General features: G+C 61.4%; 15 protein-coding genes and 1 tRNA gene. 13 read left to right on the top strand and 3 right to left on the bottom strand.

Going from position 1 to position 22,241, the window contains the following annotated elements:
• Positions 1 to 20 precede the first annotated feature (20 nt).
• Positions 21 to 3,734 carry a transcription-repair coupling factor gene (mfd, locus tag ACKFRT_RS00435; protein WP_408925353.1) on the bottom strand — a complete coding sequence of 1,238 codons (3,714 nt, stop codon included), beginning with the start codon at positions 3,732 to 3,734 and terminating at the stop codon, positions 21 to 23.
• Positions 3,735 to 3,824: 90 nt separating this feature from the next.
• Here mfd and ACKFRT_RS00430 point away from each other — a divergent pair.
• The 13 genes from ACKFRT_RS00430 to ACKFRT_RS00370 all read left to right on the top strand — a co-directional run bounded on the left by ACKFRT_RS00430 (position 3,825) and on the right by ACKFRT_RS00370 (position 20,030).
• Positions 3,825 to 3,896 (top strand) — tRNA-Gln (locus ACKFRT_RS00430).
• A 29-nt stretch (positions 3,897 to 3,925) separates the two neighbouring features.
• A complete protein-coding gene (locus tag ACKFRT_RS00425) occupies positions 3,926 to 5,308 on the top strand; it encodes an MFS transporter (protein WP_408925352.1) in 1,383 nt (460 codons plus the stop codon).
• Between the two features lie 90 nt (positions 5,309 to 5,398).
• Positions 5,399 to 6,916 carry a bifunctional UDP-N-acetylglucosamine diphosphorylase/glucosamine-1-phosphate N-acetyltransferase GlmU gene (gene glmU / locus ACKFRT_RS00420; RefSeq protein WP_408925351.1) on the top strand — a complete coding sequence of 506 codons (1,518 nt, stop codon included), beginning with the start codon at positions 5,399 to 5,401 and terminating at the stop codon, positions 6,914 to 6,916.
• Positions 6,917 to 7,028: 112 nt separating this feature from the next.
• Positions 7,029 to 8,000, top strand: coding sequence for a ribose-phosphate diphosphokinase (locus ACKFRT_RS00415; protein WP_408925350.1), 972 nt, complete (start codon positions 7,029 to 7,031; stop codon positions 7,998 to 8,000).
• Positions 8,001 to 8,297: 297 nt separating this feature from the next.
• The gene (locus ACKFRT_RS00410; protein ID WP_408925349.1) at positions 8,298 to 8,951 is read left to right on the top strand and encodes a 50S ribosomal protein L25/general stress protein Ctc; all 654 of its coding nucleotides are present in this window, start codon (positions 8,298 to 8,300) and stop codon (positions 8,949 to 8,951) included.
• A 171-nt stretch (positions 8,952 to 9,122) separates the two neighbouring features.
• Positions 9,123 to 9,704, top strand: a complete 582-nt coding sequence (gene pth, locus ACKFRT_RS00405; RefSeq protein ID WP_408925348.1) for an aminoacyl-tRNA hydrolase — start codon at positions 9,123 to 9,125, stop codon at positions 9,702 to 9,704.
• Entirely contained in the window at positions 9,704 to 10,456 is a 753-nt protein-coding gene (pth, locus tag ACKFRT_RS00400; protein ID WP_408925347.1) for an aminoacyl-tRNA hydrolase, read from the top strand. Before pth (ACKFRT_RS00405) ends, pth (ACKFRT_RS00400) begins: the two co-directional genes overlap by 1 nt.
• Before the next feature lie 114 nt (positions 10,457 to 10,570).
• Positions 10,571 to 13,498 carry an acyltransferase family protein gene (locus tag ACKFRT_RS00395; protein ID WP_408925346.1) on the top strand — a complete coding sequence of 976 codons (2,928 nt, stop codon included), beginning with the start codon at positions 10,571 to 10,573 and terminating at the stop codon, positions 13,496 to 13,498.
• Positions 13,499 to 13,525: 27 nt separating this feature from the next.
• On the top strand, positions 13,526 to 15,172 hold the full coding sequence (locus tag ACKFRT_RS00390; protein ID WP_296214343.1) for a peptide chain release factor 3: 1,647 nt from the start codon (positions 13,526 to 13,528) through the stop codon (positions 15,170 to 15,172).
• 100 nt (positions 15,173 to 15,272) lie between these two features.
• A complete protein-coding gene (locus ACKFRT_RS00385) occupies positions 15,273 to 17,690 on the top strand; it encodes an MMPL family transporter (protein WP_296214341.1) in 2,418 nt (805 codons plus the stop codon).
• A gap of 9 nt (positions 17,691 to 17,699) precedes the next feature.
• Positions 17,700 to 18,149, top strand: coding sequence for a TetR/AcrR family transcriptional regulator (locus ACKFRT_RS00380; RefSeq protein ID WP_408925345.1), 450 nt, complete (start codon positions 17,700 to 17,702; stop codon positions 18,147 to 18,149).
• A gap of 383 nt (positions 18,150 to 18,532) precedes the next feature.
• The gene (locus ACKFRT_RS00375) at positions 18,533 to 19,234 is read left to right on the top strand and encodes a TetR/AcrR family transcriptional regulator (RefSeq protein ID WP_408925344.1); all 702 of its coding nucleotides are present in this window, start codon (positions 18,533 to 18,535) and stop codon (positions 19,232 to 19,234) included.
• 55 nt (positions 19,235 to 19,289) lie between these two features.
• Positions 19,290 to 20,030, top strand: a complete 741-nt coding sequence (locus tag ACKFRT_RS00370) for a nicotinamide riboside transporter PnuC (RefSeq protein ID WP_408926108.1) — start codon at positions 19,290 to 19,292, stop codon at positions 20,028 to 20,030.
• An 8-nt stretch (positions 20,031 to 20,038) separates the two neighbouring features.
• On the opposite strand, the gene ACKFRT_RS00365 is transcribed toward ACKFRT_RS00370, so the two are convergent.
• Both ACKFRT_RS00365 and ppk2 read right to left on the bottom strand, forming a co-directional pair.
• Positions 20,039 to 21,121 (bottom strand): 3-hydroxyisobutyryl-CoA hydrolase, encoded by a 1,083-nt coding sequence (locus tag ACKFRT_RS00365; protein ID WP_408925343.1) that lies wholly within the window; start codon positions 21,119 to 21,121, stop codon positions 20,039 to 20,041.
• Positions 21,122 to 21,216: 95 nt separating this feature from the next.
• Positions 21,217 to 22,161, bottom strand: a complete 945-nt coding sequence (gene ppk2 / locus ACKFRT_RS00360; protein WP_408925342.1) for a polyphosphate kinase 2 — start codon at positions 22,159 to 22,161, stop codon at positions 21,217 to 21,219.
• Between the last annotated feature and the right edge of the window lie 80 nt (positions 22,162 to 22,241).

Here is a 22,241-nt window from a genome sequence, read left to right as displayed (position 1 = left end):
CCTTTATCCTTGCCTATGCTCTAGTCTGCACTCTCGCCTGGCCCGCCCGCCATGTTGCGTATTGGGATGCCCGCCAGCTGCGTCAACGCATCGGCACACCACTGCACCAGCTCCGTATCGCGCAGCGGAACCGCGCGCATTCCCTGGCCACGCTTGGGGGCCGGGATCAGCACGATCTTGGTGGTTGCCCGGTAGTTTGCCGCCGGGAACAAACGCTTCAGGCGCACCTGGGTGGAATCCTGCAGCTCGATGGGACTGAAGCTGATCTTAGACCCCGTGGCCACCACCTCCGTGACCTGCAGATCGCGGCACAGCAGGCGCAGGCGGGACAGCACAGCGAGCATCTGGATCTGCTCCGGCGGCTCGCCGTAGCGGTCGCGTAGCTCCTCGAGCACCTTCTCGATCTGCTCTTCGTCCTGGACCTCCGCGAACTTACGGTAGGCCTCTAGGCGCAGACGCTCGGAGGCAACGTACTCGGCCGGGATGTGCGCGTCGATCGGCAGGTCGATGCGAATCTCCTTCTTTTCCTCCTCCCGGCCATCGACGGGCTTGCCGTCGGCCATCGCACGGAAGGCCTCCACGGCCTCGCCAACCAGACGGACGTAGAGGTCGAAGCCCACGCCCGCGATGTGGCCGGACTGCTCCGCGCCCAGCACGTTACCGGCACCGCGCATCTCCAGATCCTTCATGGCCACGGCCATGCCCGCACCCAAGTCATTGTTCTGCGCGATGGTGGTCAGACGGTCGTACGACGTCTCGGTCAGTACCTCGCCGCGCGGGTACAAGAAGTACGCATAGCCACGCTCGCGGGAGCGCCCCACGCGGCCACGCAGCTGGTGCAGCTGGGATAGACCCATGTGATGAGCATTTTCCACAATCAGGGTGTTGGCGTTGGCGATATCCAGGCCGGTCTCCACGATGGTAGTGCACACTAGCACGTCGAACTCGCGGTCCCAGAAGCCCTTTACCGTGGTCTCCAGCTGCTCTTCGCTCATCTGGCCGTGCGCGACCACCACGCGGGCCTCCGGCACTAGCCGACGAATGTCAGCAGCTGTCTGCTCGATGCTGCGCACCTTGTTGTGCACGTAGAACACCTGGCCGTCGCGCAGCAGCTCGCGGCGAATGGCGGCAGCCACATGCTTATCCTCCTGCGCGCCCACGTACGTCAGCACAGGGTGACGGTCCTCCGGCGGGGTAAGGATCGTCGACATCTCGCGGATACCCGCCATCGACATTTCCAGAGTGCGGGGAATCGGGGTCGCGGACATGGTCAGCACGTCCACGTGAGTGCGCAGCGACTTGATGTGCTCCTTGTGTTCCACACCGAAGCGCTGCTCCTCGTCCACGATAATCAGTCCGAGGTTCTTCCAGTGCACGCCCGTCTGCAGCAGTCGGTGGGTACCGATCACGATATCCACCGTGCCGTCGGCCATGCCCGCGATAACCTTCTTAGATTCCGCCGGGGTGGTAAAGCGAGACAGTTCCTTGATGGTGGTGGGAAAGTCCTGCATTCGCTCGCTGAATGTATTGAAGTGCTGCTGCGCCAGCAGGGTCGTCGGCACCAGCACGGCCACCTGCTTGCCGGACTGCACGGCCTTAAAGGCCGCGCGCACCGCCACCTCCGTCTTGCCGTAGCCCACGTCGCCGACGATCACGCGATCCATCGGCACCGGCTTTTCCATGTCGGCCTTCACGGCCTCGATGGCGTTGTACTGATCCTCGGTCTCGGTGAACGGGAAGGCATCTTCCATCTCCCGCTGCCAGGGCGTATCCGCCGCAAAGGCGTAGCCCGGCGCGGCCTGACGGCTGGCGTACAACTGCACCAATTCGCCCGCGATCTCGCGCACCGCGCCACGAGCCTTGCGTTTAGTGTTTTTCCAATCCGCCCCGCCCATTTTCGATAGCGAGGGCTTTTCCCCGCCAACGTAGCGGGACAGCATATCCAGCTGATCCATCGGCACATACAGCTGGTCCCCCGGGCCACCGCGCTTGCTGGGGGCGTATTCCAGCACCAGGTACTCGCGGCGGGACGCGTCCGACCCCTTGCCCACCGTACGCTCCGTCATCTTTACGAACTTGCCGATGCCGTGGGAATCGTGCACCACCAGATCGCCCGGCTCCAGCGCCAGCGGATCTACGCGGTTGCGCTTCTTCGCGGGCTTGCGCTTGCCGGTAGCCTTCGCATCCACACGGTTGCCCGTCAGATCCGTTTCGGTGAAGAACAGCAGGCTGGAACGCTTATTGTCCCCGGCGAAGGGGAACACCAGGCCCTCGTAGGCCACAGCGTGATAAATGCTCACCTGGTGCGGTGCCGGCTCCTCGGCGGTGGTGTGCTTCGACTTCTTGATGCGCCCCAAGCCCCTGCTACCGCTCAGATCCACGCCAATCGCCTCGGCCGCAATGCCGGCCTCCTGGAAGCGCCGCAACATGCGAGCAGCGACGGCCGGGGTCGGAGCAGCGAAGGCCACCCGCCCGCCGGATTCCACGCGCTTGCGGATGTCACTCATCAGCGCGCCGATGGCCTCCATCTCGCCGTGCGGTCGGGGCGCAGAATCGTAGTTGAGTTCAAGGACATCGGAAGTGTCGGCGTCGAAATCCGCCATCCCCAGTGTAGATAGCGTCCACCACGGCCGCCCCAGCTTCTGCTGCACCTTCTGCACCGCGTCGATGGATAGATAAGCCACACCCTCCATCGGTGCCGAGCCACCCATCGCCGCAACGTCCCATCCTGCTTCGAGGAACTGCTGTCCGGTTTCGCGCAGGTCGTGGGCGCGGCGCTCAACCGCCGCGGGCGCCAACACCAGCGTGTGTGCCCCCTCCGGCATCAGCTCCGGCAATGCCACCAGCTCGGCCGTGTGCAGCGCCGGAATCAGCGACTCCATCCCCTGCACCTGGATTTTCTGGCTGATCTTGTCGAGGATCTCGGCCAGTTCCGCGTTGCCGGCGTGCTCTTGGGCCAGGTTCTTTGCTTTGGACGCCACCTCGTCCGTCACGATCAGTTCCCGACACGCGTAGACCATCACCTCTTCGGGCTCCACCCCGGGGATGGTTCGCTGATCGCCGACGCTAAAGGCGCGAACCTCCGTGATCTCGTCGCCCCAGAAGTCCACGCGGACGGGCATCTCCTCTGTCGCCGGGAAGATGTCCACAATGCCGCCGCGAATGGCGAAGTGGCCACGCTTACCCACCACGTCCACATGGGTGTAGCCGAGCTCCTGCAAACGGTGGGTCAAGGAGTCGAAGTCGATCTCCGCGCCCACCTTCAGCTGCACCGGGGTGACATCGCCCAGGTTGGACTGCACGGGCTGCACCGCCGCGCGGGTTGGTGCGACCACTACCTGCAGGTTCGCGTCTTCCTGCTGCAGCCGACGCAGCACACGCATGCGGGTGCCAACCGTCTCCACGGCCGGTGAAAGCTTTTCGTGCGGCAGTGTCTCCCACGACGGGAAGAGCTCCACTCGATCACCCAACATGTAGCGCAGCACGGTCGTAAGATCCTGAGCCTGTCGGCCGGTTGCCGTCACCACCAGCAGCGGAGAACGTTGCGCCAGGGTGCCGACGACGAAAGGCCACGCCCCCTCAGGAGCCTGCATGTGCAGCGAGCCCTCCCCAAGGTGCGCCATCATCCCGCGCAGTTTCCCGTCCTGCGCAGCGGCTTTCAGCAGCCCTGCCAGACTGGGCGCCGGGATCGGCGAAGTGTTGGGGCTGACTTTGGACGTGGCTGTCTCACTCATGGCCAACAGTTTATCCTCCGCACCACCCGGCGGTTTATGCGCCCGGTTGGACGTGCTGTAAAGTGTTCGCTGCACATTCGTATGTGCGCTTCTCCCATGGTGTAATTGGCAACACTACGGTTTTTGGTACCGTCATTCTAGGTTCGAGTCCTGGTGGGAGAGCTTTTTTATTTGGAAGGGTGGGGCGCTACATGTCCGGCAAGTCCAGCACAGATTCCAGCATGTTCTGGCACACATTCACCACGAAATTCATCGGCACGCCACCCGAGAGCGACCTGAAGCACGTCGAGGAAAATGCGGGTCGCTATTCCCTCGGCTTCGGTACTCAGAACATCGGCGATCAGATCGTTTCCGCCAAGACGGTGCTGCCGTGGTTCCTGTCCATCGTCGCCGCCCCGGCCTGGATCATCCCGCTCCTGGTGCCCATCCGCGAGTCCGGCTCTATGCTGCCGCAGGCTCTGTTCCGCCCGTGGCTCCAGACGAAGACCTCGCGGCTGGGTTTCATGCTGATCGGCACGCTTGGCCAGGCACTGGCGTGCGCGATCATGGTCGCCGCCGCGCTTCTGACCGACGGACTGCTGGCCGGACTGATTATCCTGTTCGCCCTCGCCCTGCTGTCCACTTGCCGCTCTTTGGTTTCGCTGACCAGCAAGGACATCGCCGGACGCACGGTTCCCAAGGGCTTCCGCGGGCGGCTGACTGGCTTTGCCACCACCTTGTCCGGCGCGGTGGCGATCCTGGTGGGTTTGGGCATTCAGGCCGCCCGGGGCGAGCTCACCCCTACCCTCTTCGCAGTGCTCTTCGCCATCGCGACCGCAGCCTGGCTGGCCAGCGCATGGCTGTTTAAGGGGATACGTGAGGGCGTCACTAAACAAGAACAAAAAGGGCTACCGCAGGGCACGAACTACCTACGGGATGTGTTCGACGACATCGTGGACCTCGTGCGTTCTGACGGCGACTTTAGGCGCTTCGTGCTGGTTCGTTCGCTGCTGCTTGCTTCTGCATTGTCGCCAACGTTCCTGGTGACAATGGCGAACCAGCAAAGCGTGGCAGAGGAATCTTCGCTGGCGAGCGCCATCTTTACCGGCCTGGGCACGTTCGTTATCGCCGCCGGCGTGGCCTCGCTGTTGGCTGGCAAGGTCTCGGGCTGGCTGTCGGATGTCAGCTCCCGCAACACCCTATCCGGTGCCGCGCTTCTGGCGACGGTTGTGCTGATCGTCACTGTGGTGCTGGGTTACGCTTCTTCGCTTAGTGACGCCCATGCGTGGACCACCGTCCTAGTGTGGTGGCTCCCGCTCGCGTTTTTCATCATTTCGCTTGCCCACGCCGCGATTAGAGTCGCCCGTTCGACCTACATCGTGGACATGGCCGAGGGCACCCAACGCACCCGCTACGTATCGGTGGCGAACACGCTAATGGGAGTGTTGCTGCTGCTGGTCGGTGCGCTGACCAGTGTGCTGGCAATGGCCTCCCCGGAAGTCGCCCTGGCTGCGCTGGCGCTCTTCGGCCTGCTGGGCGCGGTGCTGTCAAAGACCCTGCCGGAGGTCTCGGTGGGCAAGAAGAAGGTTTCTTGACCCGCCCCAAGGCGACCTTGACCGACGCAGCCGGTGCGCGGCGCTATGCTGGATATCGCTTTAAATCGGAAAGTAAGGAATGCCAACAACGTGACTGATTCTGCACAGACCCCCGAAGCTCAACCGAAAGCTCCAGACCAGCCCGTAGCAGTGATCGTACTGGCCGCCGGCGCGGGTACGCGGATGAAGTCCGCGACCCAAAAGACCCTGCACTCCATCGGCGGGCGCACCCTGCTTTCCCACAGCCTGCACGCTGCCGCTGGCATCGACCCCGCCCGCATTGTGGCGGTTATCGGCCACGGGCGCGAGCAGGTCGGCCCGGCCGTCGCCGACGTATCCGAGCAGCTGGGACGCGAGATTGATACGGCGGTTCAGGAAGAACAAAACGGCACCGGCCACGCCGTGCAGTGTGCAATGGAAGAGCTGGAAGGTTTCGAGGGCACCGTAGTGGTCACCAACGCGGACGTACCGCTGCTGTCCCCGGAGACCCTGCAGGAACTTACTGCCACCCACGACGGTGCGAGCGTGACCGTGCTCTCCGTCAACCAGGACAACCCCACCGGCTACGGGCGCATCCTGCGCACCAACGATGGCATGGTTACCGCCATTGTCGAGGAGAAAGACGCGACGGAGAAGCAGAAGGCCATCACCGAGGTCAACTCCGGCGTATTCGCCTTCGACGCTGCTATCCTGCGCGACGGTCTGGCACAGCTGAATACCGACAACGCGCAGGGCGAACTGTACCTGACGGACGTGCTGAGTATCGCCCGCCGGGCGGGTCACCCGGTGCGCGCCCACATCGCCGCCGACGCGGCGGAACTTGCGGGCGTCAACGACCGAGTACAGCTGGCCGCCGCCGGTGCCGAGCTCAACCGCCGTACAGTGGCCGCCGCCATGCGCGGAGGAGCAACGGTGGTGGATCCGGCGACTACCTGGATCGACGTGGATGTCCAGGTAGGCCAGGACGTCACCATCCTTCCGGGTACCCAGCTGCTGGGCACCACAAACATCGGCGATAACGCGCAGATCGGGCCAGATACCACTCTGAAGAACGTCACGGTCGGCGAAGGCGCGCAGGTAGTCCGCACCCACGGTTTTGATTCCACCATCGGCCCACGCGCCGAGGTAGGCCCCTTCACCTACATCCGCCCCGGCACGGTGCTAGGCGAAGAGGGCAAGCTCGGTGGCTTCGTCGAGGCGAAGAAGGCAAACATCGGGCGCGGCTCGAAGGTGCCGCACCTAACCTACGTTGGCGACGCGACGATCGGCGAGTACTCCAACATCGGTGCTTCCAGCGTGTTCGTGAACTACGACGGTGTGAACAAGCACCACACCACCGTGGGCTCGCACGTACGCACTGGCTCGGACTCCATGTTCATCGCCCCGGTTGTCGTGGGCGACGGCGCGTATTCGGGCGCCGGAACCGTCATCAAGGAAGATGTCCCGCCGGGGGCACTGGTGGTCTCCGGCGGCAAGCAGCGCAACGTCGAGGGTTGGGTAGCTCAGAAGCGCCCCGGCACCCCGGCGGCGAAGGCCGGCGAGGCCGCAGCCAAGCGCGTGGCGGAAGGCGGTTCCCCAACGTCCACACCGCAGGCCGACCAGAAGTAGCTCCCAGCAGCTACGCTGGTTTTTGTTGATATATCTGGGCGCACCCTAAAATGGGGAATGCCCTATTAAAAAGTGAATAGTCCAGCTCTTCGACCGGAAGGTTAAAGCACAAGTGTCCACCACCCACTGGATCGACAATCAAAAGAACCTGATGCTGTTTAGCGGCAGGGCTCATCCGGAATTGGGGGAGGCTGTTGCCCGCGAACTGGGCATCGAGGTCACTCCGACCACCGCCCGCGACTTCGCCAATGGCGAGATCTTCGTCCGCTTCGAAGAGTCCGTTCGCGGTTCCGATGCCTTCGTGCTGCAGTCCCACCCGCAGCCGCTGAACAACTGGCTGATGGAACAGCTAATCATGATCGACGCCCTGAAGCGCGGCTCCGCCAAGCGCATCACCGCGATCTTGCCGTTCTACCCCTACGCCCGCCAGGATAAGAAGCACCGCGGCCGCGAGCCGATCTCTGCCCGCCTGATCGCTGACCTGTTGAAGACCGCAGGTGCAGACCGCATCGTCTCCGTCGACTTGCACACCGACCAGATCCAGGGCTTCTTCGACGGCCCGGTGGACCACATGCACGCCATGCCGATCCTGACCGACCACGTGAAGGCTAACTACAACCTGGACAACATCTGCGTGGTCTCCCCCGACGCCGGCCGCGTGAAGGTGGCTGAGAAGTGGGCTAACGTGCTGGGCGACGCCCCGCTGGCCTTCATCCACAAGACCCGTGACGTGGACGTGGCCAACAAGGTCACGGCCAACCGCGTGGTCGGCGACGTAAAGGGCCGCACCTGTGTGCTGCTGGACGACATGATCGATACCGGCGGAACCATCGCCGGCGCTGTCGGCGTGCTGCGCGAGGCTGGCGCGGGCGACGTGATCATCGCCACCACCCACGGCGTGTTCAGCGGTCCGGCCCGCGAGCGCCTGAGCAGCTGCGGCGCCCGCGAGATCATCACCACCGACACTTTGCCGCAGTCCACCGAGGGCTGGGACAACCTGACGGTGCTGCCGATCGCCCCGCTGGTGGCCAAGACCATTCACGAGATCTTCGAGAATGGTTCCGTGACCACCCTGTTCGAGTAGTTTTCATCCCCGGTTGGGGTGTGCTAAAATTTTTCCGAATCTCGGCGAGGGCTGAATTTTCGAAGGTTGTAGTCAGCCTTTGAAGGTTTGGCCGTTATCGGCGCGAAAGCACACTCCCCTTCTTTTGTTTGGCGTTACCTCTGCACAGCGAGCCCCCCCTCGCGAGTGGGTGCGCGGACCAAGTTAGCTGTGGGATGCATACACGCCGCGAGATATCGCGGCATTTTTTGTGTCCGCGATTGATACGCATTGAGCAATCAGAACACATCTGAGAAGCAAAACTAGAAGGAGAACATCATGGCTGACATCACCCGCCTGAAGGGCGAGCTGCGTACCGAGTTTGGCAAGGGCGCTGCACGCCGTCTGCGTCGCGACTTCCGCGTTCCGGCCGTTGTCTACGGCAACGAGCTGGATCCGATGCACGTTCACGTCGACATCCTGGAGTTCCAGGCCATCCTACGTAACGAGGGCGTAAACGCCGTTCTGGAGCTGGAAATCGAGGGCCAGGATCACCTGGTCATGATCAAGGCTGTGGACCAGAACGTTCTGACCCTGGACGTTGACCACGCAGACCTGCTGAACGTTAAGCGCGGCGAGAAGGTTGAGGTCGACGTACCTGTCGTCTTCACCGGCGAGGCTGCTCCGGGCGCCCTGGTTACTCAGGACGCGGACGTCATCACCATCCTGGCTGACGTTCTGAACATTCCGGAAGAGATCACCGTTGACGTTGAGGGCAAGGAGATCGGCTACCAGGTCACCGCTGGCGATCTGCAGATGCCGGGCAACGCAACCCTGATTTCCGACGAGGAAACCTTGATCATCAACATCGTCGAGCCGGAGGAAGAAGAGCTGCCGGAGCCGGACGCCGAGGGCGAAGAGGCTGCCGAGGGCGAAGCTGCAGAAGGCGACGCGGCTGCAGAGGAGTCCGCAGAGGGCGAGTCCGAGGAGTAATCCACTCCCCCTCCCCCTTACCGAAATTGGGTCACATTACGTGCGGGAACGTACGTGATGTGGCCCTTTTTGTTGTTCACTTTCTTATCGACGCCACCCTACGGAGCCAGAGGCTGTCCGGGGTGGACAGTACAATGACCGTCAGTGAGCTAGAGAGAGGGCTGGGAGACGGTGGCGTCACCAAACAAGAAACAACACACCAACAGCGACACATGGCTGATCGTCGGCCTAGGCAACCCCGGCGATAAATACGCCAACACCAGGCATAACGTTGGGCGAATGGTGATCGGCGAACTGCTGGATCGGCAAGTACCGGCGGCCAGCCTGAATACCCACAAGAAGACGAACACGGACATCGCCGAAGTGACTATCGCGGGGCGCAAGGTGGTGCTGGCGCAGCCGCGGACCTACATGAATGTGTCGGGCGGGCCGGTGCAGCAGCTGGCGGCGTTTTTCAAGATCCCGGCGGAAAACATCATCGTGGCCTACGACGACCTCGAAGGCGACCCGTGGACGGTGAAATTGCGCCAGTCCGGGGGTGACAAGGGGCACAACGGGTTGAAGTCGATCACTAAATCTCTGGGCACCAAGGACTACTGGCGCCTGTCGTGCGGCATCGGTCGACCTCCGGGACGGATGGATCCAGCGGCCTATGTGTTGAAGCCCTTCCCCAAAGCCGAGGCGGCCGATGTGGCGATCATGTGCGCCGACGCAGCCGACGAGGTTGAGCGCACCCTCGGTGTGGGAAACTAGTGGCTGTGTCTTTCTTCCAATCTCTATTTTCCGTTTTCCGCAAGAACTCCGCATCGCAGGGGCCTGCAGCTAACAGTGCTGGTGCTAGGCCAGCTAAGCCTGCGAAGCCAGCTAAGCCTGCGAAGCGTGCGAAGCTCACCGTCGAGCAGCTGCAAGAGTTCGCCCCCGAATGGATTGTGATCGGCCTGGGTAATCCCGGCGCCAAGTACGCGGAAACCCGGCACAACATCGGCTATTGGCCGATTGATCGCCTGGTTGAGCGGTATGAGGCGCAGTGGCTGCCGGTGGAGGGACAGAAGGCTCATGCGGCGTTGATCACGGTGGAGGAAACTCCCGTGCTGCTGCTCCGCTCCACGACGTACATGAACAACTCCGGTGAGGCGGTCGGGCCGCTGGCCTCCGCGCTGGATCTTCCGGCGAACAGGGTGATCGTTTGCCACGATGAGCTAGACATCGCCACCGGCCAGGTGCGTATCAAGGATAAAGGTGGCGAGGGCGGCCACAACGGTCTGCGTTCTATGACCGCCGAGCTGGGCACCCAGCGCTACGTGCGCGTCCGCATGGGCATCGGCCGCCCACCTAAGGGCACGCCTGTGATTGATTTCGTTTTGAGCCCGTTCGAGGAGGCAGACATCGACCCGGAGAGCGGATGGATGGAGAACACGCTTCGAGATTCGGTGGACTCAGTGACGCTCATCGTGAACAATGGCACAGACATTGCGCGAAACGATATCCACACACGCAAGCACTAATAAATGCTGCGGTGCAGGTAGCGCGCAATAAGGAGAATACTCGCGGGTTTTCGAGCTACCTGGCGTTAGTATTGATGAATCAATGCGCTCGATCTTGCCTTTGGGAGATGCAAAGTGAAGCAGATATTTGGACTACTGCGCGCTGTTCGTAACGCTCGAACAGGTTCGGCGAAGTCGTCCCCCGACCAGCAGAAACAACCAGAATCTGGTGCGTCTTCCAGGGCTTCTGTGTCTTCTAAACCGTCTGCGAATTCCGAACCGTCTGCGGCTTCCAAGTCTTCCGAGGAGAAGACCTCCGCAGAGAAAAAGCCTGTCCCTCCGAAGCAGGAACCGGTGAAGCAGGAGTCAAAAAAGGCAACTCCCAAGGCGACTACGCAGCCGCCGATCAAGCTCTCCGCAGTCGGCGCCCCCAAGGCCCCCTCCGCTCCGAAGTCACCAAAGGCTCCTGCATCCCAGAAGCAGGAGCCGCCAAAGGCAACCACAGCCTCGCAGGATCCCAAGAAGTCCACTACGGCTACGAAGGCCTCTAAAGCAGACAAGAACAAGAAGCAGACAAGCACTAGCCCCAAGCAGGCTGCTACTGCCCGGCCAGCTGCGGCTGCTCCGGCCATCAAACTCGCTAGCGTAGGCGCGCCGCCTGCCCCGGGGGCTGCCCCTGTCGCCGCGACGCGAAAGACCCCAGCTCCCAAGGAGGCGGCCTCTGCGAAGCCTGCTCCCAAACGGGAACCCAAGCAAGCAGCGAAGTCGCCCGTTGCGAAGCCGAAGGCGGAGCGCAAGTCTGTGCCCGCGCCAGCTGCAAAGCAGGCACCAAAGCAACCCGCACAGCCTGTACCCAAACTGGAGCCCACACAGGCGCCCGCTGCGCAGCCTGCGCCTAAGGAGACCGCGAAGCCAGCTGCCAAGCAGGCACCAAAGCAAGCCGCACAGCCTGTACCCAAACCGGAGCCCACACAGGCGCCCGCTGCGAAGCAAGCTCCCAAGCCAGCCGCGAAGGCGGAGCCGAAGGCGGTGCCGCCAGCGGCGGAGAAGTCGGCGTCACAACCAAAGAAACAGCCCGAACCGAAACAGGTGGCGACGGCACAACCTGCGCCACAGCAGAACAACGTACCGGAAGCGCTGGCGATCCCGCCGGAGAATAAGACGGTCAAAAAGGATCGTCGTGCGCGCCTGCGCCAGGTGAAGGGCCTCGATGGCCTGCGTGGCCTCGCTGTACTCGCCGTGGTGATCTACCACTTCTTCGGCGATATTCTGCCCGGCGGCTACCTGGGCGTGGATCTGTTCTTCGTCCTGTCGGGTTTTCTGATCACCTCGCTACTGGTGCGCGAATATCGGGTAAACAACACAATCAGCCTGAAGGACTTCTGGATCAGGCGCTTCCGCCGTATCCTCCCCGCCGCACTGGTCACGCTGTTTATCGTCACCGCAATCGTCACCGCCATAGGTGGAGACATCGCCGTGGGGATCCGCGAGCAATTCCTGGGCACGCTGTTCTTCGTCAACAACTGGACGCAGATCGCCACCTCTCAGTCGTACTTCGCGGAAAACGAGGTCCAGGTTTTCGCCCACTACTGGTCGCTGGCTGTCGAAGAGCAGTTCTACATCATCTGGCCGCTGGTGACACTCGGAATCTTCGTGTTCACCCAGCGCCGGCTCCGTCGCAGTCCGCGCCGCGTCCCGATGCTGGTGACGGCGCTGTTGGCCGTGCTTTCCGCTGCGGCCATGGCGCTGCTGTTCACCCCCGGCGAGGATCCGACGCGCGTCTACTACGGCACGGATACGCACGCTTTCGGCCTGCTCATCGGCGCTTTCCTTTCGCTGGCTCTCACCTCCACACGCAACGATCCGCGAGTGGATTCCTGGCCGTCGGCAGGCAAGTTCGAGGCGCGGCTTGCGGGCGCGATTGGTGCCCTGGCGCTTGTCGGCTACGTCTTCCAACTGCTGTTTATGGGCGACGACCTGGCGGTGACCTACCAGGGCGGCCTGCTGCTAACCAGCGTGCTGGGCGTGCTGATGATCTGGGGCGTGATCCGCGAGACCGGTCCGCTGACGTGGATCTTCCGCACCAATGTCATGCGCTGGCTCGGCCAACGCTCGTTCTCGTTGTACCTGTGGCACTGGCCGGTCATCATGATTCTGCGCGCTCTTTTTGACGCCGACGGTCACATGGACCACAAGTGGATTCTCGGACTGGTAGCGGTGCCGATCGCTCTGCTGATCTCCGAGATTTCCTACCAGCACGTGGAAAACCCCTTCCGCCGCCGCGGCTACAAGCAGACGTGGAAGGACTACTGGGCTTCTCGCCCCAGCTTCCACGAGATCAACGAGGGCTTTAAGAAGGTCGCATGGCCTGTCGTGCCACTGCTCGTCGTGGCTTGCGTCGGCGGTGTGGTCTACGGAGTGGTGAACTCCAACGACAAGACCGCACTGGAACAGGAGCTGGACCAGTTGCAGCGCATGAATCAAGAGGCCAACAAGGGCAATGCTCCCGCCCCAGCTACTCCACCGCCGCCAGAGGCCAAGAAGGCTCCGGCCGTGCAAGGCAAGGACATCACCGCCGTGGGTGACTCCGTGATGCTTGCAGCCAGCGAAGCGTTGAACACCAACTACCCAGGCATCTACATCGATGCAGACGTTTCCCGCCACTACACCGCCGGCATGGAGGTGCTGCAACAGCTGAACGATTCCGGCCAGCTGCGCAAGAACGTGTTCCTCGGCTTCGGCACCAACGGCCCAGCCTTCCCGGGCCAGCTGGAAGAGATGATTAACCTCATCGGCCCCGACCGTCAGATCTTCATGGCCATGCCCTACGGCGATCGTGAGTGGATGGCGCAGTCCCAACAAGAAGTGCTGGACGCTGCCAAAACTCACGACAACGTCTACATTGCCGACTGGTGCGGCCACGCGCAGTCCCACCAGGAACTACTGTTCGAGGATGGTATTCACCCGATGCCCGAGGGCGCGCAGGAATACGTGAAATCCTTCGATGAGGCGCTGACTCAGGCCGCGAACAACGAGAAGAAGACCACGTCTGCTTGCATCTAGTGCCCACCCGCTAGACTTGTGGGCATTATGAGTACAACCGCATCCGAAGCCTCGCGCCGTCGCACATTCGCCGTCATCGCCCACCCGGATGCCGGTAAATCTACCCTCACCGAGGCGCTCGCGCTGCACGCCCACATGATCAAGGAGGCCGGTGCCGTCCACGGCAAGGCCGGCCGCAAGTCCACCGTCTCCGACTGGATGGATATGGAGAAAGACCGCGGCATCTCCATCGCCTCCTCCGCACTGCAATTCGAGTACGCCCCGGAAGGCCACGAAGGCTCCCCCTTCATGATCAACCTGGTCGATACCCCGGGCCACGCGGACTTTTCGGAGGATACCTACCGTGTTCTTTCTGCCGTGGACGCCGCAGTGATGCTCATTGATGGCGCGAAGGGTCTGGAGCCGCAGACGCTGAAGCTGTTCCGCGTGTGCAAGGCCCGCGGCCTGCCCATCGTGACTGTCGTGAACAAGTGGGACCGTCCGGGCCGCAGTCCGCTGGAGCTGGTGGACGAGATCGTCAACGAAATCCAGCTACAACCCACTCCCCTGTTCTGGCCAGTCGGCGAGGCCGGCGACTTCCGCGGCCTGGCACGTATTAACGACGACGGCGAGGCCGAGGAATACATCCACTTCCTGCGCACCGCCGGTGGTTCGACCATCGCCCCAGAGGAGCACTACACCCCAGAGCAGGCCGCCGAACGGGAGGAAGACATCTGGGATACCGCCGCCGAAGAGGTCGAACTGCTAGCCGCCGACGGCGCGCTGCACGACCAAGAGCTGTTCCTGGAGTGCACCACCTCCCCGCTAATTTTCGCCTCCGCGATGCTGAACTTCGGCGTGCACCAGATTCTGGATACGCTGTGTGCCCTGGCTCCGGCGCCGGCTGGACGTGATTCCGACCCACGGGTTGTCGAAGCCGCTGCGGGTGGAAACTCCGTGGCAGTGGATGAGCATCGCGACCCCACCGATGACTTTTCCGGCGTGGTGTTCAAGGTGCAGGCGGGAATGGACCGTAACCACCGCGACTCCCTGGCTTTCATGCGCGTGGTCTCCGGTGTGTTCGAGCGGGGCATGCAGGTCACCCATGCACAATCTGGCCGTTCGTTCTCCACGAAGTACGCCCTGACCGTCTTTGGCCGTACTCGCGAGACCGTGGAGGCCGCCTACCCTGGCGACATTGTGGGCCTGGTCAACGCGGGTTCCCTGGCCCCAGGCGATACCATCTACAGCGGCAAGAAGGTGCAGTTCCCGCCCATGCCGCAATTCGCCCCGGAGCACTTCCGCACCTTGCGTGCTAAGTCCCTGGGCAAGTACAAGCAGTTCCGCAAGGCTTTGGAGCAGTTGGATTCCGAAGGCGTTGTGCAGATCCTGCGCAACGATGCGCGCGGTGATGCAAACCCGGTCATGGCCGCCGTCGGCCCGATGCAGTTCGAGGTTATGCAAGCCCGGATGGACGTTGAGTACAACGTGGAGACCGTGGCCGACCCCGTTCCTTACTCTGTCGCCCGTCGTACCGACGCCGAATCCGCGCCGGTGCTGGCCAAGCAAAGAGGTGTGGAAATCTTCACCCGTACGGATGGGGAATTGATCGCCCTCTTCGGTGACAAGTGGAAGCTGGCCTTCGTAGAGAAGGAGCACCCGGAACTGACGATGGAGACCTTGGTCGCCGACTAGTCTGGCCTAGCCCCCCTTTAAAGTACCGCCGCTGATACCGGTCGCAGAAAAATATTGCACAGGCTTTGCAAGGATTCAGAACCTGTGCAATATTTTCTACATGGCTAAATTCCTCTACCACGTAGGCCGCTCCGCCTATTTCCACAAGTGGCGCTTCCTGGCCGTCTGGCTCATCGTGCTGGTCGGCGTGGGCACTGCCTCCGCCCTCCTCACCAAACCAACCTCGCAGTCCTTCACCATCCCGGGTCTGGAATCCATCGAGACCCAGGAAAAGATCAAGGAGGACTTCCCCAACAGTGAAAACACCGATCAGTTAGAGGCCGCCAAGGGCAAACTGGTCATCCAGGCCCCCGAAGGCCAGACCCTCGCCGAGGGCGAGGCCGCCCAGTCGACGGAAGACATCCTGCAGGCACTGCAAGAACTCGACTTCCTCAAAGACAAGGAAAAGCTCGTTTCCCCCGTCCTGGCAAGCGAAAACATGCACCAGCAGATGGCGCCAATGAAGCAGCAGCAGGGCATGCCGAAGGAACAGATCGCTTCCGATATTGCCGCGCTGAGCCCGCTAAGCCCCGACCAGCGCACCGGCATCATTGAGGTTGCCTTCGACGCGGAGACCGCCGCCGACGTTCCGGCGGAAGACATTCAGAAGTTCGAAGATGCGGTCACGGATAATGAGGGCAACCTCAAGGTCGGCTGGAACGGCAACGCGTTCCAGCAGCCGGAGATGAACATGACCTCCGAGATCATCGGCCTGGCCGTCGCCGCCATCGTGCTGATCATCACCTTCGGCAGCCTGGTCGCTGCTGGCCTGCCTCTGCTTTCCGCGGTGATCGGCGTGGGCACCGGCATCGGCATCGTTATGGCAGCCACGTCCGTCACGGACAGCATTAACTCCATGACCCCCACCCTGGCTTCCATGATCGGCCTGGCCGTGGGCATCGACTACGCACTATTTATCCTCTCCCGCTACCGCAGCGAGCTCATCGCGCATGTAAATGGGCAGGACCTGGAGCCGAAGGAACTCCAGCAAGAATTCAAGACAATCCCCGCCAAGGAACGCGCACACCTGGCAGGCCTGGCGGTCGGTAAGGCCGGTTCCGCCGTCGTATTCGCAGGCCTGACGGTGCTGATTGCTTTGGCCGCACTGTCTATCATCAACATCCCATTCCTCACCGCCATGGCCTTGGCCGCCGCCGGCACCGTGGCCATCGCAGTCATCGTTGCAATCACCCTGCTTCCCGCCATCATGGGTCTGATCGGCACGAAGGTGTTCGCAGGCCGCGCACCGATCGTCAAGGCTCCGGACCCGGAAAACGACAAGCCGACCATGGGACTGAAATGGGTGCGCATCATCCGCAAAAAGCCCGCCCTGTGGCTGGTGGGCGCTGCCGTGCTGCTTGTACTGCTGGCCATCCCGGCGATGAACCTGCGGCTGGCCATGCCCTCCGATGGGTCTATGGCCAAAGGCACGCCTAACCGTATGGCGTACGAAATGACGGAGGAAGGCTTCGGTGCGGGCCGCAACGCCCCCATGATTGCCCTCGTAGAGTACCCAGATTTGGGAGACAAGGAAAAGGCCGCGGCAGCTCAGCAAGCCGTCGCCACTATCCAAGGAACCGACGGTGTAGACAACGCCCAGCTGGTGCAAACCAACGGCGATTCCCAGAACCCCGCCGACGTGGGCACCGCCGCCCAAGTGATGATCACGCCGTCCTATGGCGCTACAGACGCCCGCGCAGCAGACGTACTGGAACAGATGCGTGCCAAGGAGGCCGGCTACACCGACAAGACCGGCGCTACCTACGCCATCACCGGCGTGACCCCAATGTACGAGGATATTTCCCAGCGCCTGTCCGATGCCCTCATCCCCTACATCGCCATCGTCCTGGTGCTGGCGTTTATCCTGCTGATGATTGTCTTCCGCTCTATCTGGGTGCCGCTCATCGCGGCCCTTGGCTTCGGACTTTCGGTGGCCGCCACGTTCGGCGTCACCGTCGCCCTGTGGCAGGAAGGTTTCGGTGGCATCATCGACGACCCGCAGCCCATCATCTCGTTCCTGCCCATCATGTTGATCGGCATCGTGTTCGGCCTGGCTATGGACTACCAGGTTTTCCTGGTCACGCGCATGCGCGAGGGCTGGGCGCACGGCAAAACTGCTGGCAACGCCACCGCCAACGGCTTCAAACACGGCGCGCGCGTCGTCACGGCCGCCGCTTTGATCATGATCTCTGTCTTCGCGGCGTTCATCATGGCCGACGAACCGTTTATCAAGGTGATGGGCTTTGCCCTGGCTACCGCCGTATTTTTTGACGCCTTCATTGTCCGCATGACCTTCATTCCAGCCACGATGTTCCTTCTCGACGAACACGCGTGGAAATTCCCCACGTGGCTGGGGAAGATCATTCCGGCTGTCGATGTTGAGGGCGAGAGCCTGGTCGGCCTCAATGCCGACGGAAGCCGCACCACTGAAGATGAGAGCCTGGCTCGCCCTATGGGATCCCCGGAGGGTGAAAAGTAGGCGCCCGTGATGAGCTACCAGAACGGCGAGCAGTCGGAGGAAAAGGTTCTTGGCCTGCGTGATCGCAAGAAGGTCGAAACGCGGAAGCGCATTGCCCATGCCACTGTGGACGTATTAGTCAACGAGGGTACAGAGAATGCAACAATTGCCCGAATCGCGGAAAAAGCGAATGTTTCTGCGCGCACATTTCACAACTACTTCCCCCATCGGGAAGCAGCTTTGTTATTCATACTAAATCAATTCATTGATGAAATAGTTAGTATGGTAAAGGATGCAGAGCCTGGGCAACCTTTGATTTCTGTCGCCGAGAATATCGCGGTGCATTTCTATAATCGCCCAGCCGAAAACCCGAATAGTTTCGACACTCTCTCCCGCCTCGCCGATTACCTCCGCGGTATCTCGGCACAGCACAAGGAGGAGCTCTTCCCCGGAGCGAGCGTCACTTCAGCACCGGCATAGAATTCTTTTCCCCACTTATCCAGGCATTTCAGCAATACAGCGAGCGCGAGGGCGGCAGCCTCTCCACAGCCAACGCGCTACTCCTCATCAATACAGTGATGTTCGTCCCCGGCACATTCACGGAGCTCTCTAAGGCCGGAAATACCGCCACCGAAAAAGATTTTCGAAATGCTTTTCGCTTATTGGCAGGAGGCCTTTCACAACTCGGTTAGCGTCCGATACGAAATAAAATTCGTTATGCACAATAAAAATTTTAACGAGACTCTCAGGCATTAATTTTTGAATACAGGTTTTGCGAATATCAGAACTGCTACGCTAATCTTCATTCAGCTTCACTTCACACATTTAACTCACTGGGCAGAATGAAAGGCTTCACCACTCACATGTCGATAGGCGCGACCATCCCCGAACCCTCCGCCACCCGGCGCGAGCAGAAGAAGGCCGAAACCAAGCAGAACCTCATCGACGCAGCCATTGAGCTGTTTATGGGCTACGGCCCGGAGGCCGCTACGGTACAAGCCATCACCAAACGCGCCGGCGTGTCCACCCGCACCTTCCACAACTACTTTGAGCGTCGCGACGATGTCTTCGCCTACTACCTGCACGAGGTTTTCGCGCACTTCGCAGACCGGATCCGCGAGATCGCAGCAAACCACCCCACCGGCAGCATCGTCGACATTCTGCGCGATGGCATGTGGATCTACTGTTTCCCGCCCTACAATGCCTCGAACGCTTCCGCTGCCCCGGAGACACTTGCCCAGCCGGATCCCACGACCCCGGATATCCGCAAGTTCAAGCCGCTACTCACTATGCTGGAAAACCCACAGGATAGGGGAAGCAGCAGCCGCATGGAGGTGGATCTACCCACCCTCGCCGCCCCGGCAACCAAGGCACTGTGCGACGTAGACCCCGTCCTCACGCCATTCGAGGCGTATCTGCTGCTAGATGTTTCCTTCAGCATCGCCATGCGCGCCATGGAGGCTTCCGTTGACGAAAAGCTGGCGGGTGGCCGGAGCCCACAAGAGCTATACAACCGGGCTTTCGACATGCTAGCCCGCGTGGAACACCCCAAGGGCGAAAGCTAAACACAGTAGCTAGACAACGAGCCCGGTTTCCTACGCCGGAACCGCATGGGGGAAGATAGTCACTGTGGAAACCGAGGGAATCTTTTCAACGCTTCTCAATGCAACGCTCGTCATTGGCGGCTACTCAATCCTTTGGCGAGAGATCGTCGGCAATCTGTTCGGCCTAGCCTCTGCCGTCGGGGGAATGAAGCGCGTGGTGTGGGCGTGGCCCGTGGGCATCGTCGGCAATGTACTGCTATTTACCGTGTTTCTGGGCGGCCTTTTCCATACTCCGCAAGACCTTGACCTCTACGGTCAGGCCGGGCGCCAGATAATGTTCCTCATCGTCTCTTTGTACGGCTGGTACCAATGGAACCGTGCCCGTACGGCAGGCATGCGCGAGCCGGACAACACCGACCCCTCCCGCTCCATCGTCAGCGAACCCGCCGCGGATAGTGCTGCGGTGCAGCCGAAGTGGGCCAGTGCCAAGGAGCGCATGGGGATGCTCACATTCGCCGTCATCGGCACCGTCGTCTTCGCCCTGATCTTCAACGCTCTAGGCTCCTGGGGACCGTGGGCAGACGCCTGGATCTTCACCGGCTCCATTCTGGCCACCTTCGGCATGGCCCGGGGCTGGACGGAATTCTGGCTGATCTGGATCGGAGTAGATATCGTCGGCGTACCCTTGTTGCTAGCCGCAGGCTACTACCCCTCAGCCGCGCTATACCTGGTCTATGCGGCGTTTGTACTGTGGGGCTTCTTCGTCTGGCTACGGATCCAGCGCACGGATAACGCAGCCCTCCCCCAAACCAACTAGCCAGCTAACTAATCCCCCAACAGCTTACGCCACTTCTTTACGTCTACGTCTTCGGTGGATGCGGGGTCGAACTGCGCGTTGTGGTCCTTGTGCTCCAGCACTGCCCGCACGCCCTCGATAAAGTTAGGCCCTTGACGCAGCTCCGTCCCGACCTTGTACTCCATATCCAGCGCCTCGCGCAGCGTTGCATGCTCTGCCCGGCGGAAAAGCTCCACCGTGGCCACCAGGCTCTCCGGGTTAGCCTCCTGCAGGGACTTGGTCACCTTGGCAATAAACTGCTCCAGTTCGGCGTCCAAAGAAGAACCCGCATCCCGAACGATCCGGGCTTCAATGTCGGGCCAGGAACCATCGGCGAAGGTCTGCTCGATCCACTCCGCGTGGCGCTGCAACGCGGAAGCGGGTTCGTCTAACTCCCGCGGATCCAGCGCATTCGCACTCAGCGCCTCTGGCAGGTTGCCCGAATGCAGGTCGGATTCGAAGTCATGCACATCTGCCACCAGGTTCGTGCCCAGGCCTGTGTACAGCATGTCCGCAGGGCCAAGGCGCCACCCCGTCGTGGCGATAAACAGGCCCACGGCGGGCGACACATCCAAATGCGTAAGCCGGTAAGACATGCCCACATCGGGGACGAATCCGATAGCGGCCTCCGGCATTGCGCCGAGGGTGCGAGGGGTCACCACACGGTGCGAGCCGTGCATCGATATGCCCATACCCCCACCCATGACGATGCCTTCCAGCAGCGCGATGACGGGTTTGTTTACCTGCGACAGGCGCTCATTGAGGGCATACTCCTCCTCGAAGAACGTGTCGCCGAAGCGATGCATCCGCTTCATGTCGCGCATACGCACATAGCGGACGTCGCCGCCCGCGCAGAAAGCCCGTTCGGAGGAGGACTTGATCACGATGAACTGAATCCAGTCATCATCGGCCCACTTGTCGATCGCCTCGCGGATCAGGCGGATCATCTCCACGTTCAAGGAGTTCAGAGCCTTCGGGCGATTGAGCTCGATCACCCCGATGTGACCTGCGACGACGGTGGTTACTTCCGCGTCGGGGTCGTACGTCGGATGTTTCCTTCTCCTATCAACCATGCCACCATAATTCCAGGGTCCTAGAAAAATCGCAGCCCAAGCTAAGCATTTCCCCTACCGATCGTGGCGAAGTACTCGGCGGAATCTAAGGTCTACTAGGACTTTTTAGAGCGTTTTTTGGACTTTTTGGCCTTCTTTTTGTCGGCCTTTTTGTTGTCGCTCTTGTCGCTTTTGTCGCTCTTTTTCTTTTTGGACGCCGCAGCGGCGTCCTCCTGGGACTTCTTCACCGCGTCCTTCTCCAGCATTTTCGCCATGTCAGGCACGTAACGGAACTGAGTGCGCGGCGGGCGTTCGTAGGTCGAATCGGAATCCGGACGCTCCGGGATCTTCGGCACGCTCTTTTCCACGTACTCCCACGGAATCGTGTTCAGCAGGTGGTTAATCACGTTGATACGGGAACGCTTCTTATCCTCAGACTCCACCGTGTACCACGGGGCAGACGGAATATCGGTGTGTACGAACATTTCGTCCTTCGCACGCGAGTAATCCTCCCACCGCGTGATGGACTGCAGATCCATGGGGGAAAGCTTCCACTGGCGCAGCGGATCGGACTGACGGGACTGGAAGCGCCGGATCTGCTCTTCATCGGAGACAGAGAACCAGTACTTGCGCAGGATGATGCCGTCCTCCACCAGCAGGCGCTCGAAAATCGGGGCCTGGTGCAGGAAGCGACGGTACTCCTGTGTGGTGCAGAAGCCCATCACGCGCTCCACGCCCGCGCGGTTGTACCAGGAGCGATCGAAGATGACGATCTCGCCGGCCGTCGGCAGCTTCTCGATGTACCTCTGGAAGTACCACTGGCCCTGTTCGCGAGAGTTCGGCGCCGGCAAGGCCTCAATGCGACAAACGCGGGGGCTAAGATACTGCGTGATGCGCTTGATCGCCGAGCCCTTGCCCGCAGCATCGCGCCCCTCCATCACGATGACGATTCGCGCGCCGGTTTCCACCACCCACTGCTGCAGTTCGACGAGTTCCGCCTGGAGCCTTTTGAGCTCTTTTTCGTAGGCCTTTTTGTCTAGCTTGGGTAGCGCATTATTCATTGTTCTAAGTCTAGTTCTTTGCAGGCTAAACGCCTAATGTGCTGCCGCCTTTCAGCGTCGGCGAGCCGCGGCACGAACCG

This window comes from Corynebacterium jamesii, assembly GCF_046097395.1.
In the GTDB taxonomy this organism is placed as follows: Bacteria; Actinomycetota; Actinomycetes; order Mycobacteriales; family Mycobacteriaceae; genus Corynebacterium.
This window is presented reverse-complemented; position numbering and strand designations above follow the sequence as displayed.